Annotated in this window: 15 protein-coding genes and 1 riboswitch; of the genes, 11 read left to right on the forward strand and 4 right to left on the reverse strand. The window is 53.2% G+C overall.

The features are described from left to right. Positions 1-499: 499 nt before the first annotated feature. Positions 500-1354 (reverse strand): helix-turn-helix domain-containing protein, encoded by an 855-nt coding sequence (locus ABLV12_RS20280; RefSeq protein WP_004101365.1) that lies wholly within the window; start codon positions 1352-1354, stop codon positions 500-502. Positions 1355-1696: 342 nt separating this feature from the next. Between ABLV12_RS20280 and ABLV12_RS20285 the strand changes: the two genes are divergently transcribed. Together ABLV12_RS20285 and ABLV12_RS20290 are read left to right on the forward strand one after the other, a co-directional pair. Beyond that, positions 1697-2317 carry a LuxR C-terminal-related transcriptional regulator gene (locus ABLV12_RS20285; RefSeq protein ID WP_064398396.1) on the forward strand — a complete coding sequence of 207 codons (621 nt, stop codon included), beginning with the start codon at positions 1697-1699 and terminating at the stop codon, positions 2315-2317. A gap of 205 nt (positions 2318-2522) precedes the next feature. Further along, the gene (locus ABLV12_RS20290; RefSeq protein ID WP_004112403.1) at positions 2523-2768 is read left to right on the forward strand and encodes a YmjA family protein; all 246 of its coding nucleotides are present in this window, start codon (positions 2523-2525) and stop codon (positions 2766-2768) included. Between the two features lie 121 nt (positions 2769-2889). On the opposite strand, the gene ompW is transcribed toward ABLV12_RS20290, so the two are convergent. Further along, positions 2890-3528 (reverse strand): outer membrane protein OmpW, encoded by a 639-nt coding sequence (ompW, locus tag ABLV12_RS20295; protein WP_004101362.1) that lies wholly within the window; start codon positions 3526-3528, stop codon positions 2890-2892. Between the two features lie 312 nt (positions 3529-3840). Here ompW and ABLV12_RS20300 point away from each other — a divergent pair, with 312 nt between their 5' ends. From ABLV12_RS20300 to yciA, 5 genes are all read left to right on the forward strand, one after another. After that, positions 3841-4584 (forward strand): YciC family protein, encoded by a 744-nt coding sequence (locus ABLV12_RS20300; RefSeq protein ID WP_004101361.1) that lies wholly within the window; start codon positions 3841-3843, stop codon positions 4582-4584. Between the two features lie 51 nt (positions 4585-4635). Next, a complete protein-coding gene (locus tag ABLV12_RS20305; protein WP_004101360.1) occupies positions 4636-5175 on the forward strand; it encodes a septation protein A in 540 nt (179 codons plus the stop codon). 93 nt (positions 5176-5268) lie between these two features. Further along, a riboswitch (Fluoride riboswitch) is annotated at positions 5269-5330 on the forward strand. Between the two features lie 79 nt (positions 5331-5409). Beyond that, complete coding sequence (locus tag ABLV12_RS20310; RefSeq protein ID WP_024274049.1) at positions 5410-6726, forward strand: voltage-gated chloride channel family protein; 1317 nt, start codon at positions 5410-5412, stop codon at positions 6724-6726. Between the two features lie 183 nt (positions 6727-6909). After that, positions 6910-9093 (forward strand): TonB-dependent siderophore receptor, encoded by a 2184-nt coding sequence (locus ABLV12_RS20315; protein WP_032734309.1) that lies wholly within the window; start codon positions 6910-6912, stop codon positions 9091-9093. 101 nt (positions 9094-9194) lie between these two features. Then, a complete protein-coding gene (gene yciA / locus ABLV12_RS20320) occupies positions 9195-9593 on the forward strand; it encodes an acyl-CoA thioester hydrolase YciA (protein WP_004101357.1) in 399 nt (132 codons plus the stop codon). Positions 9594-9627: 34 nt separating this feature from the next. Here the strand turns inward: yciA and ABLV12_RS20325 are convergent, their stop codons facing one another. Continuing rightward, positions 9628-10164, reverse strand: a complete 537-nt coding sequence (locus ABLV12_RS20325) for a YniB family protein (protein ID WP_004112393.1) — start codon at positions 10162-10164, stop codon at positions 9628-9630. Between the two features lie 129 nt (positions 10165-10293). On the opposite strand from ABLV12_RS20325, the gene hxpB reads away from it, so the two are divergent. The 4 genes from hxpB to ABLV12_RS20345 all read left to right on the forward strand — a co-directional run bounded on the left by hxpB (position 10294) and on the right by ABLV12_RS20345 (position 14080). Further along, entirely contained in the window at positions 10294-10962 is a 669-nt protein-coding gene (gene hxpB, locus ABLV12_RS20330) for a hexitol phosphatase HxpB (RefSeq protein ID WP_049593231.1), read from the forward strand. A 148-nt stretch (positions 10963-11110) separates the two neighbouring features. Then, entirely contained in the window at positions 11111-11872 is a 762-nt protein-coding gene (gene kduD / locus ABLV12_RS20335) for a 2-dehydro-3-deoxy-D-gluconate 5-dehydrogenase KduD (protein ID WP_004112387.1), read from the forward strand. A gap of 91 nt (positions 11873-11963) precedes the next feature. Continuing rightward, positions 11964-12554 (forward strand): metal-dependent hydrolase, encoded by a 591-nt coding sequence (locus tag ABLV12_RS20340; RefSeq protein ID WP_004101351.1) that lies wholly within the window; start codon positions 11964-11966, stop codon positions 12552-12554. Between the two features lie 134 nt (positions 12555-12688). Next, complete coding sequence (locus ABLV12_RS20345; RefSeq protein WP_348867296.1) at positions 12689-14080, forward strand: L-cystine transporter; 1392 nt, start codon at positions 12689-12691, stop codon at positions 14078-14080. A 74-nt stretch (positions 14081-14154) separates the two neighbouring features. Here the strand turns inward: ABLV12_RS20345 and cedA are convergent, their stop codons facing one another. Continuing rightward, positions 14155-14394: a cell division activator CedA gene (gene cedA / locus ABLV12_RS20350; RefSeq protein WP_024274048.1), complete on the reverse strand. Its 240-nt coding sequence runs from the start codon at positions 14392-14394 to the stop codon at positions 14155-14157. Positions 14395-14475 lie beyond the last annotated feature (81 nt).

Consider the following 14475-nt stretch of genomic DNA (forward strand, 5'->3'; position numbering starts at 1 on the left):
TCACCTCTTCTTGCGGCCATCCGGCCAACATCATAGCTATCGGCCGTTTTTGCGCCCGAGAGACATCCTTTTATGAACGGGACGGCTTCAAGGGGGATAGCAGCCTGTAAATGCCCGATGAACACCTCAATGTAAAAAGATCGCTGCCGCACAAAAATTGGGGTTGATATCTTAAATGAGAAATATTATCTTTCTCATTACCGAATAGTTGAGTAAACAACTCAGGTATTCGGTACGACATTGCTCACATTGCTTCCAGTATTTTTGCCCGCACTTGTGCGGGCTTTTTTTATGGCCGACATCCAGTATGTCCCTCCCGATAGCGCGCCGGACGCGGCCTCCAGCCGCGATCCGAAACACCTATTACCAGGAAAGCTGTCAGCCTACCCTCCAACTCTGTACGAATGTGGATAGCTGTGGTCTCTCGTGTCAATGCAGGGTCTGACTGGGTCATACCTTGCGGGCACCACTAGTGGCGGCAGAGAGCGTGAGCCAATCGCTAAAGATAGGCCACCGGGACAAAATACTGGATGGTGTAATAAGGCCGATCGTTTCCTGACGTCACGTTTTGCGGCTGAACGAAACGTTCGATATCGTAGCCCTCGCGGCGATACAGCCCGAGCTCAGGAAGATGTTTCATATAAACATTATTTGACAGTAAAACATAATCCTCCCAGCTACCGCTAAATTCCATGCCCAGGTATAAACCCCGCTTAGCGACCCTTATCTCGCGGAAAGGGCGTTCCCGTGAGCTTACTGGTGCACCAATAAAACTGCCGATGGTCACTTTATAGAGATTATCGGCGGCAGGTGAGAATTCAGAGAGGATATAGATGTCTCGCTCGCCGCCCGGCATTTCCGCCGCGATTTTCCGCCTGGTGACATTTTTCCTGGCGCAGATACCCTCGGCCAGGGAGAGCGTATAGGTGAAGCCGTATCCAGAAAAGGTTTGCTCTTCGAGAAAACAAAGCCAGGGTACAGGCAGTCTGTCGCCCTGCGGCCCCACCTTCTGATAGAGCGCCGACATATCCCAGTATGCTGAATGTCGATACTGGCTGGGGCAGCGACCAAAGGCTTTTTTAAACTCGCGGGAAAAGGTTTGATGAGAGTCAAAATGCAGTGAGCAGGCTATAGATGAAATAGGTTGGTGAGTCAGCCTGAGTTTACCGGCAGCAAGCGTCATGCGGCGCATTCTGATATACTTGCCGACAGGCAGTCCGGCATATTCATGGAATATATTATAAACTGAACGCCGCGAATATCCCACGCCACGGGCGATATCTTCGACCGATGGATTTATTGTCAGGCGAGACTCAATCCATTCAACTATTTCATTAAAAACATTTTCTTTCATTGCGGTAAATGACATCCATATCAAATTTTAGCCCGTTGGTATTTTACCAGTAATTAAGTATTGACACTAAGCTTTTTGTGCATAATAAAAATTTATCGCGGAGCACATTCACAAAAATGGAGCCTGTAAACCCCAGCTATATGAAAAATAAGATTTTTCTTATAAAAAATATCTCAAATCTCATTTTGCAGACAAATGTTGCTTTTTTTGCAGACCTACAATATCTTATTTTAAACTTTAAAAGCAGATCGCGACTATTAAGCTCACTTTTTTAACAGCTATATTTTTACCGGCATTCTTTTAAATCAGAGTGCATATATTAATAACTATGTGAATCTATGTATGCTTAATATTTTGATCAATACCAAAAACGTCTACTCAAAACACGCTATAAAACAAATGGTTATGGACTCCATCACCACAGACGAAAACGTTATCTTTGAAGATAAGTACACTCAAAGCAACATTGCACAAGCACATATCATATTCACCGAAATGGAACCTGGAGAGATCTTTTTGTGCCATGATGAGTTGAAATATAAAAAAGAAAAAAGCTTGCTATTTATTCTTCAAGAGAAAAAAAGCGTATCTTCCAAAAGTGAAATCCCTAACTGCACAAAAGATTGTTTATTTTTATACAAATCCGATTCAATTCCTGTGATTACGGGGAAAATATACATTCATATAAATTTATTTTTATTAAGAGGATATGAAGATATTGCACCAAAGGTAAATCTTTGTATCAACTGCCCATGTAGATCAATAACCCATGCGCAGTCAAAAGTAATACATGCTCTCAGTCTTGGATTGAACCAAATGCAAATAGCCCGTGAGTTAAAAGTCAACTATAAAACCGTGTACTCGCATAAAAAAAACGTTATGCATGATTTTAAAATAAAAGGCATTCAGGATCTTAATAAATTCATGCATGTATTGAATAAAAGAAAACAATTTATTTCTTAGCTATCCACTTATCTGAGGGATCTTTGCAAAACCTGTAGCCACTAATAAGAGATCGTCAATACCGCTACGCCTGCCGTCACAGGCCGGCCAGGCCCGGTGCCGGCTATACAGTCTTTTTTCAGCGCGCTCCCGAGATAAAGCCCTACAGGAATGATAGTATTCAATGCAGTAAACGCAGGCACAACCTCTATCCCGGGAGCGATTTATGCACGAAGAAGTACCACTGAAATATTACGACATTGCGGATGAGTATTCGACGGAGTCCGCCGAGCCCGTCAGCGAGTCAGAACGTGAGCCCCTGGCGCGCTATTTTCAACTGCTGATTACGCGGCTGATGAATAACGAGGAAATCAGCGAGGAGGCGCAGGGAGAGATGGCCATACAGGCGGGGATTGATGAACAGCGGATCGATGATATAGCGGTATTCCTGAATAAATGGGGTAATGAGTAGCGGTTGACGCGGACGTTCCGCGGATTGATTGCGGCAAATGACGCATCGGCAATCGCGGCAGCGGACTTCGCGTCGGGACGTGCAATAAAGCTGGTCATGACGACCAGCTTTGAGCAAGAGTTTAGAACCGGTATCCCGCGGAGAACATAAACACCCAAGGATCCAGACGAATACTGTCGTGCTGCTGCGCGCCCGCCAGCTTATAGTTGGCGGTGGTGTCGATATCCATGTACCACACCGACATGTTAATCAGCCAGTCGCGGTTAATCAGATAGTCCATCCCCACCTGCCCCGCGGCTCCCCAGGAGTCTTTCAGGCTCAGGTCAGAAATGCCCGTCTTTTTACCCGTATCGTTCACGCTTTCGTCAAAGAAAGTCGTGTAGTTGATACCTGCGCCAATATACGGACGCAGCTTGCTGCTGGCGTCGCCAAAGTACCACTGTGCCATTAGCGTCGGTGGTAAATGATGAACGGTCGCAATATTGCCGGTTGCCGCCGTTCCGACTTTGTGGCGGAACGGCGTGGCGGCCAGCAGCTCTACGCCGATGTTGTCCGTCGCCATATAGGTGAACGTCAGGCCCAGTTGAGTATTATTGCTAACGTTAAAGCCCCCCAGACTGCCTAACGTTCCGCCCGCGCCTTCTGATGGTCTGACCGTAGCCGAACCCGCACGGATAAAGAATTCCCCAGCTTCATGCGCCCAGACGCTACCGGTGGAAAGCGTGCCCAGAATAACAACCGCCGCTGCTAACTTTTTCATACCCACTTCCTCATTATGGTTATTCAGCGCAAGAATATACCCATAATGAGTTATGTTTGATCCAACATAGATCACATTAAGTGGGCAAATTTAACATTTATTGATCCAGATTAATTTTCACTTTCTCAATGCAATCAGTGATAAACGAGATGTATCAAGTTCTCCCTTGTCGCTTCTCAACAGAGGTCATCACCGATTTCCCCTTCTATTTACAAAGATATACTTAGCGCACAGGAGCAGAGACTGCTACCCAGCCGCGATTTGCGGTACAATCGCCGGCTAGTTAATACCTGCAATACTCAAGGAGAATGCATGTCTATCACGGCGAAGTCCGTCTACCGTGACACCGGGAACTTTTTCCGCAATCAGTTCGTTACTATCCTGCTGATTGCGCTGTTATGCGCGTTCATTACGGTAGTACTTGGCCATGCCTTTTCACCCAGTGAAGAGCAGCTGTCGATTCTGAGTCAGGGCGATAGCCTGGCGGGCAGCGGCGGGCTGTTCGAACTGGTTCAGAGCATGACGCCGGAGCAGCAGCAAATTCTGCTGCGCGCGTCCGCAGCCTCGACCTTCTCCGGGCTGGTTGGCAACGCCATTCTTGCCGGCGGCGTTCTGCTGATGATCCAGATGGTCTCCGCCGGCCAGAGAGTCAGCGCCCTGCGTGCGATCGGCGCTTCCGCGCCGGTGCTGCCAAAGCTGCTGCTGCTGATCCTGCTGACGACGTTTGTTGTGCAGATGGGGATGATGCTGGTGGTGGTGCCGGGCGTCCTGCTCGCCATTGTGCTCTCTTTCGCGCCGATCATGCTGGTACAGGATAAAGTTGGTATTTTCAGCGCCATGCGTAGCAGTATGCGCCTGGCCTGGGCCAACGTACGCCTGGTGGCGCCGGCAATTATCGGCTGGCTGCTGGCGAAAACGCTGCTTCTGCTGTTTGCATCCAGCTTCGCGGTCCTGACGCCAAACGTTGGCGCGGTGGTAATAAATACCCTCAGCAATCTGATCTCCGCATTGTTGCTGATCTATTTATTCCGCTTGTATATGCTCATTCGTAACTAACTTAACCCGGGGCGGCGCGACCTGCCCCTACCTGAACGACGGAATCGATGTATGAAGCAGTTTCTGGATTTTTTACCGCTGGTAGTCTTCTTCGCATTCTACAAGCTTTATGATATCTACGCCGCGACGACCGCGCTGATTATCGCCACCGCTATCGTGCTGATTTACAGCTGGGTACGCTATCGCAAAGTCGAAAAAATGGCGTTAATTACCTTCGTGCTGGTCGCCGTATTCGGCGGCTTAACCATCTTTTTCCACAACGACGAATTTATTAAGTGGAAAGTGACGGTTATCTACGTCCTGTTCGCCAGCGCCCTGCTGTTCAGCCAGTGGGTGATGAAGAAGCCATTGATCCAGCGTATGCTGGGTAAAGAGCTGACGCTGCCGCAGCAGGTGTGGTCACGTCTCAATCTGGCCTGGGCGGTGTTTTTCATCCTTTGCGGGCTGGCGAATATCTACATCGCTTTCTGGCTGCCGCAGAATATCTGGGTCAACTTCAAGGTCTTCGGCCTGACCGCTCTGACGCTGGTATTCACCCTACTGAGCGGCGTGTATATTTATCGCCATATGCCGCAGGACGACAACCACTAACCTTTCCCCCACGGCGCGCCGCCCGGCGTGCCGTGTTATTCGTTTCCCCCTTGTATAAACCACTTCAGCTGAATCGATTCGTAATGTAAGATATTTCTCACAGGAGATGGCATTCCTCCTTGAACCGCCATGTGGCTAATGATGCCTGCTTTTTATTCCCGGACCGGGAATGGGCAGGCCTATCTGAATGGCTGGCACCGCGTCCGGGAAGATTCATCTTCTAAGGATCCGACGATGCGCGCATACCGCTTTTCATCACTCTCTTTGCTTTTATTCCTCGGGAAATGGCTGCTCCTCGCTTTTATCATTGCGGTGCTGGCGGGCACGGCCTCGGCATTTTTTCTTTTCTCACTGGAGTGGGCTACGGCAACGCGGGAAGCTCACCGCTGGCTTATCTGGCTCCTGCCGTTTGCCGGATTTGCCGTCGGCTGGATCTATCTGCGCTACGGTACCTGCGTGGAGGCAGGCAACAACCTGATTCTGGAAGAGATCCATGACCCTAAATGCATCATTCCCCTACGGATGGCGCCGCTGGTATTTTTCGGCACCGTTGTTTCTCATCTGTTTGGCGCCTCCGTCGGGCGTGAAGGCACGGCGGTACAGATGGGGGCCTCGATCGCCGATCGCTTCACGGCCATTTTCCGTCTTAACCACGATGCACGGTCAATGGTGCTGATGGCCGGGATCAGCGCCGGTTTCTCTTCGGTTTTCGGTACCCCGCTCGCCGGAGCGCTCTTCGGGCTCGAAGTTCTGGCTATCGGACGGATAAACTACAACGCCATTCTTCCTTGCCTGTTTGCCGCAATTATTGCCGATCGAGTCGGCATCATGTGGGGCGTGCAGCATACGCACTACTTTATTGCCAGCTTTCCCACGCTAACGCTCTGGACGCTGCTGGCAATCATTATCGCCGGCTGCTGCTTTGGCCTCGCGGCGCGCATTTTTGCCGACAGCACGCAGGCAATCGGCGCGTTGATGAAAAAACGGATTCACTACGCGCCGCTGCGGCCGTTTATTGGCGGACTGGCGATTGCCTGCGCGGTCTGGCTGCTGCACGGAGAGCGCTATATTGGCTTGGGCATATCGGTGATAGTGGACGCTTTCCAGCAACCGCTGGCACCGTGGGATAGCTTAGGCAAACTGCTCTTCACCGCCGTCTCTTTAGGTAGCGGATTTAAAGGTGGTGAAGTCACTCCGCTGTTTTATGTCGGTGCGACGCTGGGCAATGCGCTGGCGCCGCTGCTGCATATGCCGCTCGGCTTTCTGGCCGGAATAGGTTTTGTCGCCGTCTTTGCCGGGGCGGCGAATACGCCTGTTGCCTCAACGCTGATGGCGATTGAGCTGTTTGGTTCTGAAATCGGTATTTACGCCGCGCTGGCCTGCGTGGTGGCCTGGCTGGTCTCAGGCTATAGCGGTATTTATCGTTCGCAGCGTATAGCCTGCCGAAAACAGAGCGATGTGCCAACTGGCATCAGGCTGTCAGAATTCCCGGAGTGGTACCAGTCTCAAAAAAGCCGACAAAAGGCCGACAAAGAGACGCCCGCCTCCTGACAATCGCACCTGGAAGCCGGTGAGGGTAAGCCCCGCCGGTTTCTCCATGATGTCTGTCACATACCGGAAAGTTGCGGCAATTGTGAGGATTTGATGGAGATTATCTTCACTTTATTGAAATGATAATAATTATCATTGATATTCTCGATCTCAATTTTTCATGATTTGATATGGATATTTATAATGAGAACGCAGAAAAATCACATAGCAACGCCCCTGGCCCTGGCCATTGCAGGCTTACTCAGCCCAGGGGTCTTCGCCGAAGAGGTGGAACAGGATACGGAGACCATGGTGGTTCACGGAACCGCCGAAGAGGCGCTGAAGCAGCAGCCGGGCGTCTCGATCATTACCGCTGAAGATATTGCTAAGGACCCTCCGGTTAACGATCTGTCAGAAATCATCCGTAAAATGCCCGGCGTAAACCTGACCGGCAACAGCGCCAGCGGCAGCCGCGGCAACAACCGGCAGATCGACATTCGCGGGATGGGGCCGGAAAACACGTTGATTCTTATTGACGGCGTGCCCGTCACTTCCCGCAACTCCGTACGCTATAGCTGGCGCGGCGAGCGTGATACCCGAGGCGACAGCAATTGGGTACCGCCGGAAATGGTGGAACGCATTGAAGTTCTGCGCGGACCCGCCGCTGCGCGCTACGGCTCTGGCGCTGCGGGTGGGGTCGTCAATATTATCACCAAACGCCCCACCAACGACTGGCACGGATCGCTCTCGCTCTATACCAATCAGCCGGAAAATAACAAAGAAGGCGCCACTAACCGGGCTAACTTCAGCCTCAACGGACCGCTGGCCGGGGATGCCCTGACCATGCGTTTGTACGGCAACATTAACAAAACGGAACCCGATGCCTGGGATATTAACCGCGCGCAAAATGGCTCTTATGCGGCGGGCCGCGAAGGCGTGCGCAACAAAGATATTAACGCCCTGCTGTCGTGGAAAGTCACCCCGCAGCAGATCCTCGACTTCAGCTACGCCTACAGCCGTCAGGGCAATATCTATGCCGGCGATACGCAATACAGCAACAGCAATATGAGCCCAAATGGCCTGGTGGATACGCTGTACGGTCAGGAAACCAACCGGCTATACCGGCAGACCTGGGGCCTGACCTACAATGGGATCTGGGACTGGGGCCAGTCGAAAGCGGGCGTCTACTACGAAAAAACCAACAATACCCGTCTGCAGGAGGGCACCACCGGTCGCGTAGAAGGGATGATCAATAGCGATGTCTACGACACCAGCCGCCTGGAGTCTTGGCGCTCAACCGCTGAAGTGAATCTTCCCTTTAACTGGCTCGCAGAACAGACCCTGACTGTGGGGATGGAGTGGAACCGCGATGAACTGAACGATCCGGCTTCGATGCAGGCCACTACGACGACGGAAACGCTGCCGGGGATGTCCGGCGATCCTTCGCAACGCAGCCCTAAAAACAGCGCCACGCTGACCGGTATTTATCTGGAAGACAATATCGAAGCGACGCCGGGAACCAATATTATCCCCGGCCTGCGTTTCGACTATCATAACGACTTCGGCAGCAACTGGAGCCCGAGCCTGAACCTGTCGCAGGATCTGGGCGATATGTTTAAGGTTAAGGCGGGCATTGCCCGCGTGTTTAAGGCGCCGAACCTGTATCAGTCGAGCGAAGGCTACCTGCTCTCTACACGCGGTAACGGCTGCCCAATCAACATCGCCGGGAATACTAGTTGTTATCTTTTGGGAAACCCGGATCTTGACCCGGAAATCAGCGTCAACAAAGAGCTCGGCCTTGAGTTTAACCTCAACGGTTATAACGCGGGCATCACCTGGTTCCGCAACGACTACAAAAACAAGATCGTCTCCGGCACCGAGGTGCTGGGTAATACCGCCAGCGGAGCGAATATCCTGCAGTGGGAGAACGGCGGGAAAGCGGTCGTCGAAGGCCTTGAAGGCACGCTGCTGGTTCCGCTCATTGCCGATACGCTCAGCTGGCGCACCAACGCCACTTATATGATCAAATCGGAAAACAAAGATACCGGCAACCCGCTGTCCGTTATTCCGAAATACACCATCAATACCCTGCTCGACTGGCAGGTGACCAGCAAGTTCTCGGCTAACGTCAACTGGACCCTGTACGGTCGACAGAAACCGCGCGAATACGCGGAAATTCGTAACGAAAACGGGGTGCTGGCCACCAACGAAGTCGGCGCGTATTCTGTCGTCGGCGTCGGCGGCAACTATCAGCTAACCAAAGACCTGCGGCTGAATGCCGGGATTAGTAACCTCTTCGATAAGCAAATTTATCGGGAAAACGAAGGCGCTTCGACCTATAACGAACCGGGTCGCGCCTATTACGCTGGCGTCACGCTCTCTTTCTAACCCCCCTCACGCCCGCTATAGCGGGCGTATTCCCCTATTCTCTCAACCTCATTTTCATAGTAGCATCCGCCTGATCGTCTTTGACCAGTACAGAGTAGAGAATGACAACAACAGATCTTGCGCCGAAGGGCGAATTGGTTTTACGCACCCTGGCGATGCCGGCGGACACCAACGCAAACGGCGATATTTTCGGCGGCTGGCTGATGTCGCAAATGGATATTGGCGGGGCCATTATGGCCAAAGAAATTGCCCACGGTCGCGTCGTGACCGTGCGCGTCGACGGCATGACCTTTTTGCGCCCGGTGGCGGTCGGCGACGTCGTGTGCTGCTACGCCAACTGCGTGAAGCGCGGCAATACGTCGATAACTATCAATATGGAAGTGTGGGTTAAGAAAGTGTCGTCTGAGCCCATCGGCCAGCGCTACAAAGCCACCGAAGCGCTGTTTATCTACGTCGCGGTGGATAATCAGGGAAAACCGCGCGCACTGCCGACTCTGTGATTCAGCCGGCCCGGGGGGCATCCGGGCCGATTGTTTACAGAAAACCGAGTAAAGAAAAGAAGAAGTAGCCCAGCACAATAATAATTACCGGCAGGACGTACAGCGGAAAGTACTGCACAAGGATGGTGTGGCGCGGCACCACAACCCGTGCGGAAATTTGTTCGCGCGTCAGCCCTTCCGTTCCTTTAGCCTGTTCCAGAATCAGCTGATCCTCAACGCCTTCGCGCAGAAACTTCGCCTGGCGCCCCATCCGCGCCCCGGAAGCCTGTAGCGCCATGCCAACGAACACCAGAATATAGATGATCCAGAAACCGATATTCATGCCGTGCTTAAAATCCGGCAGCGGCGAGTTGTACCAGAAGAAATTGAGGAACGGCGTGTTAAAGCGCATCATCTCGATCATCACATGAGCAAAGTCCATCATCACCGCGTCGATGCCCGGTTTTTTCTCGCTGTGCTCGTACATAAACTTCAGCACGGAGATCAGCGTTGAGATAACCGCCGGGATAAATACCACCCATCCCAGAATTCGTTTAAGTACTGCAATGCGTCCAGCTTGTTGATACGTCATGGATTCCCCTTGTTAAGACGCCTATCCACTCTTAGTCTACCTTCGTCGGCGAATTTCGCCCAATAATGCGCGGTATGATATACCATGAGTGCCGATTCGTTATCTACTTACGCTACAGGAGAGGGACTTATGTCAGCCAGGCGCCAGATTCACGCCGCGATTTTTGATATGGATGGATTACTGATTGACTCCGAGCCGCTATGGGACAAAGCAGAGCTGGAGGTAATGGCCAGCCTTGGGGTGGATATTCGTCGCCGCAATGAAATGCCGGATATTCTCGGGCTGCGCATCGATTTAGTCGTCGACCTGTGGTTTGCCCAACAGCCGTGGCAGGGCCCGGACCGCGCGGAGGTCACCACGCGGATCATCAATCGCGCTATCCAACTGGTGGAAGAGGCGCGTCCGCTGCTGCCGGGGGCGCGGGAAGCGGTGGCGATGTGTAAAGCACAGGGACTGAAAATTGGCCTGGCGTCGGCATCGCCGCTGCGAATGCTGGAAAAAGTCCTCGCCATGTTTGAACTACGCGACCAGTTTGACGCCCTCGCTTCCGCCGAAATGCTGCCCTACAGCAAACCGCACCCGCAGGTCTATCTGAACTGCGCCGCCAGTCTCGGCGTCAGCCCGATGAACTGCGTGGCGCTGGAAGACTCGGTCAACGGGATGATTGCCAGCAAAGCGGCGCGGATGCGCTCTGTCGTCGTACCGGAAGCGGAAAATAGCCATGACCCGCGCTTCGTGCTGGCCGACGTCAAGCTTGCCACCCTTGAAGCTTTGACCCTGAGCGACCTGCTCGGCTAAAGGCATCGCTGATGATGGGGTTGCGGTATCGCCCCACTATCACAAAATTAAAACACTGTTTCATTTTTATTTGTCTTTTCTTCTCCCGCCCTCTATGCTTGTCCCAACGGCGTTATTTGACGCATAAAATCAGCATACAGAGGTGCATATGGTACTGAACGCCTTTGACCTTACGGGCAAGGTCGCTATCGTGACGGGTTGTGATACCGGACTGGGCCAGGGAATGACGCTCGGCCTTGCGCAGGCCGGGTGCGATATCGTCGGCGTGAATCGCCGGATCCCCCACGAAACCGCAGAGAAGGTTCAGGCGCTGGGCCGACGCTTTACCGCTATTCAGGCCGATCTGAGCCGTCAGGATCAGATCGCAGCCATTGTTACTCAGGCCGTGGCCGCCATGGGCCGGGTTGACATTCTGGTGAATAATGCCGGAACCATACGCCGCGCCGATGCGCTAACCTTTAGCGAAAAGGACTGGGACGACGTGCTTAACCTGAATCTGAAATCCGTTTTCTTTCTGTCTCAGGCGGTCGCCAGACAGTTCATCGCGCAGGGCGACGGCGGAAAAATTATTAATATCGCCTCAATGCTCTCATTTCAGGGCGGTATTCGGGTCCCGTCATACACCGCCTCCAAAAGCGGCGTGCTGGGCATTACCCGCCTGATGGCCAACGAATGGGCGGAACATCGTATTAACGTTAACGCCATCGCGCCGGGCTATATGGCTACCAATAATACCCAGCAGCTGCGCGACGATGCCGAACGCAGCAAAGAGATCCTCGACCGTATCCCGGCCGCACGCTGGGGTGTTCCGGAAGACCTGCAGGGACCGGTGGTCTTTCTTGCTTCCCAGGCGGCGGATTACATTAACGGCTATACCCTGGCGGTGGACGGCGGCTGGCTGGCACGCTGATGGTCTTGTGACAAAGAGTTACACCGTCACCTCTTCCGCACACTGTATAAAAACCCTATACTGTATGAATTGACAGTTTAGGGTGTTTATCATGACGGCGGAAGGCCACCTCCTCTTTTCTATTGCCTGTGCGGTATTTGCGAAAAATGCGGAATTAACCCCCGTGCTGGCCCAGGGTGACTGGTGGCATATCGTTCCGTCCGCCATCCTGACCTGTCTGCTGCCGGATATCGATCACCCCAAGTCGTTTCTCGGGCAACGATTAAGCTGGATATCAAAACCGATTGCCCGCGCCTTCGGCCATCGCGGCTTCACCCATAGCCTGCTGGTGGTCTTTGGCGCGGTGGCGATTTTCTCGTTGAAGGTTCCGGATAGCTGGATCGTCCCGGCGGATGCGGTTCAGGGCCTGGTGCTGGGCTACCTCAGCCATATTCTTGCCGACATGCTTACCCCTGCCGGGGTTCCGCTGCTCTGGCCCTGCCGCTGGCGCTTTCGTTTCCCTATTCTTGCGCCGCGCAAAGGTAATCAACTGGAGCGCGCGCTGTGCATGGCGCTGTTCATCTACGCCGTGTGGATGCCGCAAAACGTTGCCGAAAACAGCGCCGTTCGCTGGTCATCTGAGATGATAAATTCACTGCAAACTACCTTTCATCGCTTTATTAGTCACCAGACTGGACGATAAAGCAGCGAATTATTCAAATAGTTATAATCAATTCCATTTGAATATAAGGAACGGATTACGCCTTCTGCTACCCTTGCCGTCATAAGAGTTGGTTATTGACCAACCTGGTGATAAAAGATATCAGGAGAACGGGGATGAACTTTCCATTAATAGCGAACGTAGTTGTGTTCGCGGTTTTACTGTTGGCGCTGGCCCAAACCCGCCATAAACAGTGGAGCCTCGCTAAAAAAGTGCTGGTCGGTCTGGTTATCGGCGTTATTTTTGGCCTGGCGTTACAGCTAGTCTATGGCTCCGACAGCCCGGTGCTGAAGGACTCTATCCAGTGGTTTAATATCGTCGGTAACGGCTACGTTCAACTGCTGCAAATGATCGTCATGCCGCTGGTTTTCGCCTCGATTCTGAGCGCGGTGGCCCGCCTGCATAACGCTTCGCAGCTGGGTAAAATCAGCTTCCTCACTATCGGTACCCTGCTGTTTACTACGCTGATTGCGGCGCTGGTCGGGGTGCTGGTGACTAACATGTTTGGCCTGACAGCCGAAGGCCTGGTCCAGGGCAGCGCGGAAACCGCCCGCCTCAACGCCATTCAGAGTAATTATGCCGGTAAAGTCGCCGACCTGAGCGTCCCGCAGCTGATCCTCTCCTTTGTGCCGAAAAATCCGTTCGCCGATCTGACCGGCGCGAACCCGACGTCGATTATCAGCGTGGTAATCTTCGCTGCATTCCTCGGCGTCGCGGCGCTGAAGCTGCTGAAAGACGATGTCGCCAAAGGCCAGCGCGTGCTGACCGCTATCGATACGCTGCAGAGCTGGGTGATGAAGCTGGTGCGTCTGGTCATGCAGTTAACGCCGTACGGCGTACTGGCGCTGATGACCAAAGTGGTTGCGGGCTCTAACCTGCAGGACATTATCAAGCTCGGCAGCTTCGTTATCGCCTCCTATATTGGTCTGGGCATCATGTTCGTGGTGCACGGCCTGCTGCTGGCGGTCAACGGCGTGAGCCCGCTGAAATACTTCCGCAAAGTCTGGCCGGTTCTGACCTTCGCCTTCACCAGCCGCTCCAGCGCGGCGTCTATTCCGCTGAACGTGGAAGCGCAAACCCGTCGTCTGGGCGTGCCGGAATCCATTGCCAGCTTCTCAGCATCGTTCGGCGCTACCATCGGACAGAACGGCTGTGCGGGACTCTATCCGGCGATGCTGGCGGTGATGGTCGCACCGACGGTCGGTATTAACCCGCTCGATCCGCTGTGGATTGCTACCCTGGTTGGCATCGTCACCGTCAGTTCCGCCGGCGTCGCAGGCGTGGGCGGAGGCGCGACGTTTGCCGCGCTGATCGTCTTACCGGCGATGGGGCTGCCGGTCACGCTGGTGGCGCTGTTAATCTCGGTTGAACCGCTGATTGATATGGGCCGTACGGCGCTGAACGTTAGCGGCTCAATGACCGCCGGTACCCTGACCAGCCAGTGGCTGCGCCAAACCGATAAAGCTATTCTCGATAGCGATAACGATGCGGAGCTGGCGCACCGCTAAGTCGATACGCCCTTCGCGTAGTCAGAAACTAATAACCGCTGAATTTTCAGCGGTTTTTTATTGTTCCGGCTCATTCAGGCGTCGATTTCACCTTCCTGCCTCATTTGCGTCGCCCAGCGCTGCGCCGCTTCCGGCACGTTAAATGGCGGGGAGCGACGGAAACGTTCGTCGATCAGCACAAAGGCGACGTATTTACCCCGCAGAACCCAAACGTCGCGAAAACCATCCATTTTGACGGCGTGTTCCGGCGGCGCAGGCTCCACTCGAGGCACGTAGCTAATGACCTGACGATTTTGTTGGCGAAGTGGTTTCATGACAAATAAATTCACTAAATACGGCGGTAAACAGAAACCCCTATCATAGCCGAAAACGCCCGCTTTCGTCGCCCCCTGCTT

The sequence above is a fragment of the Klebsiella sp. CN_Kp100 genome, assembly GCF_040065315.1.
In the GTDB taxonomy this organism is placed as follows: Bacteria; Pseudomonadota; Gammaproteobacteria; order Enterobacterales; family Enterobacteriaceae; genus Klebsiella; species Klebsiella oxytoca.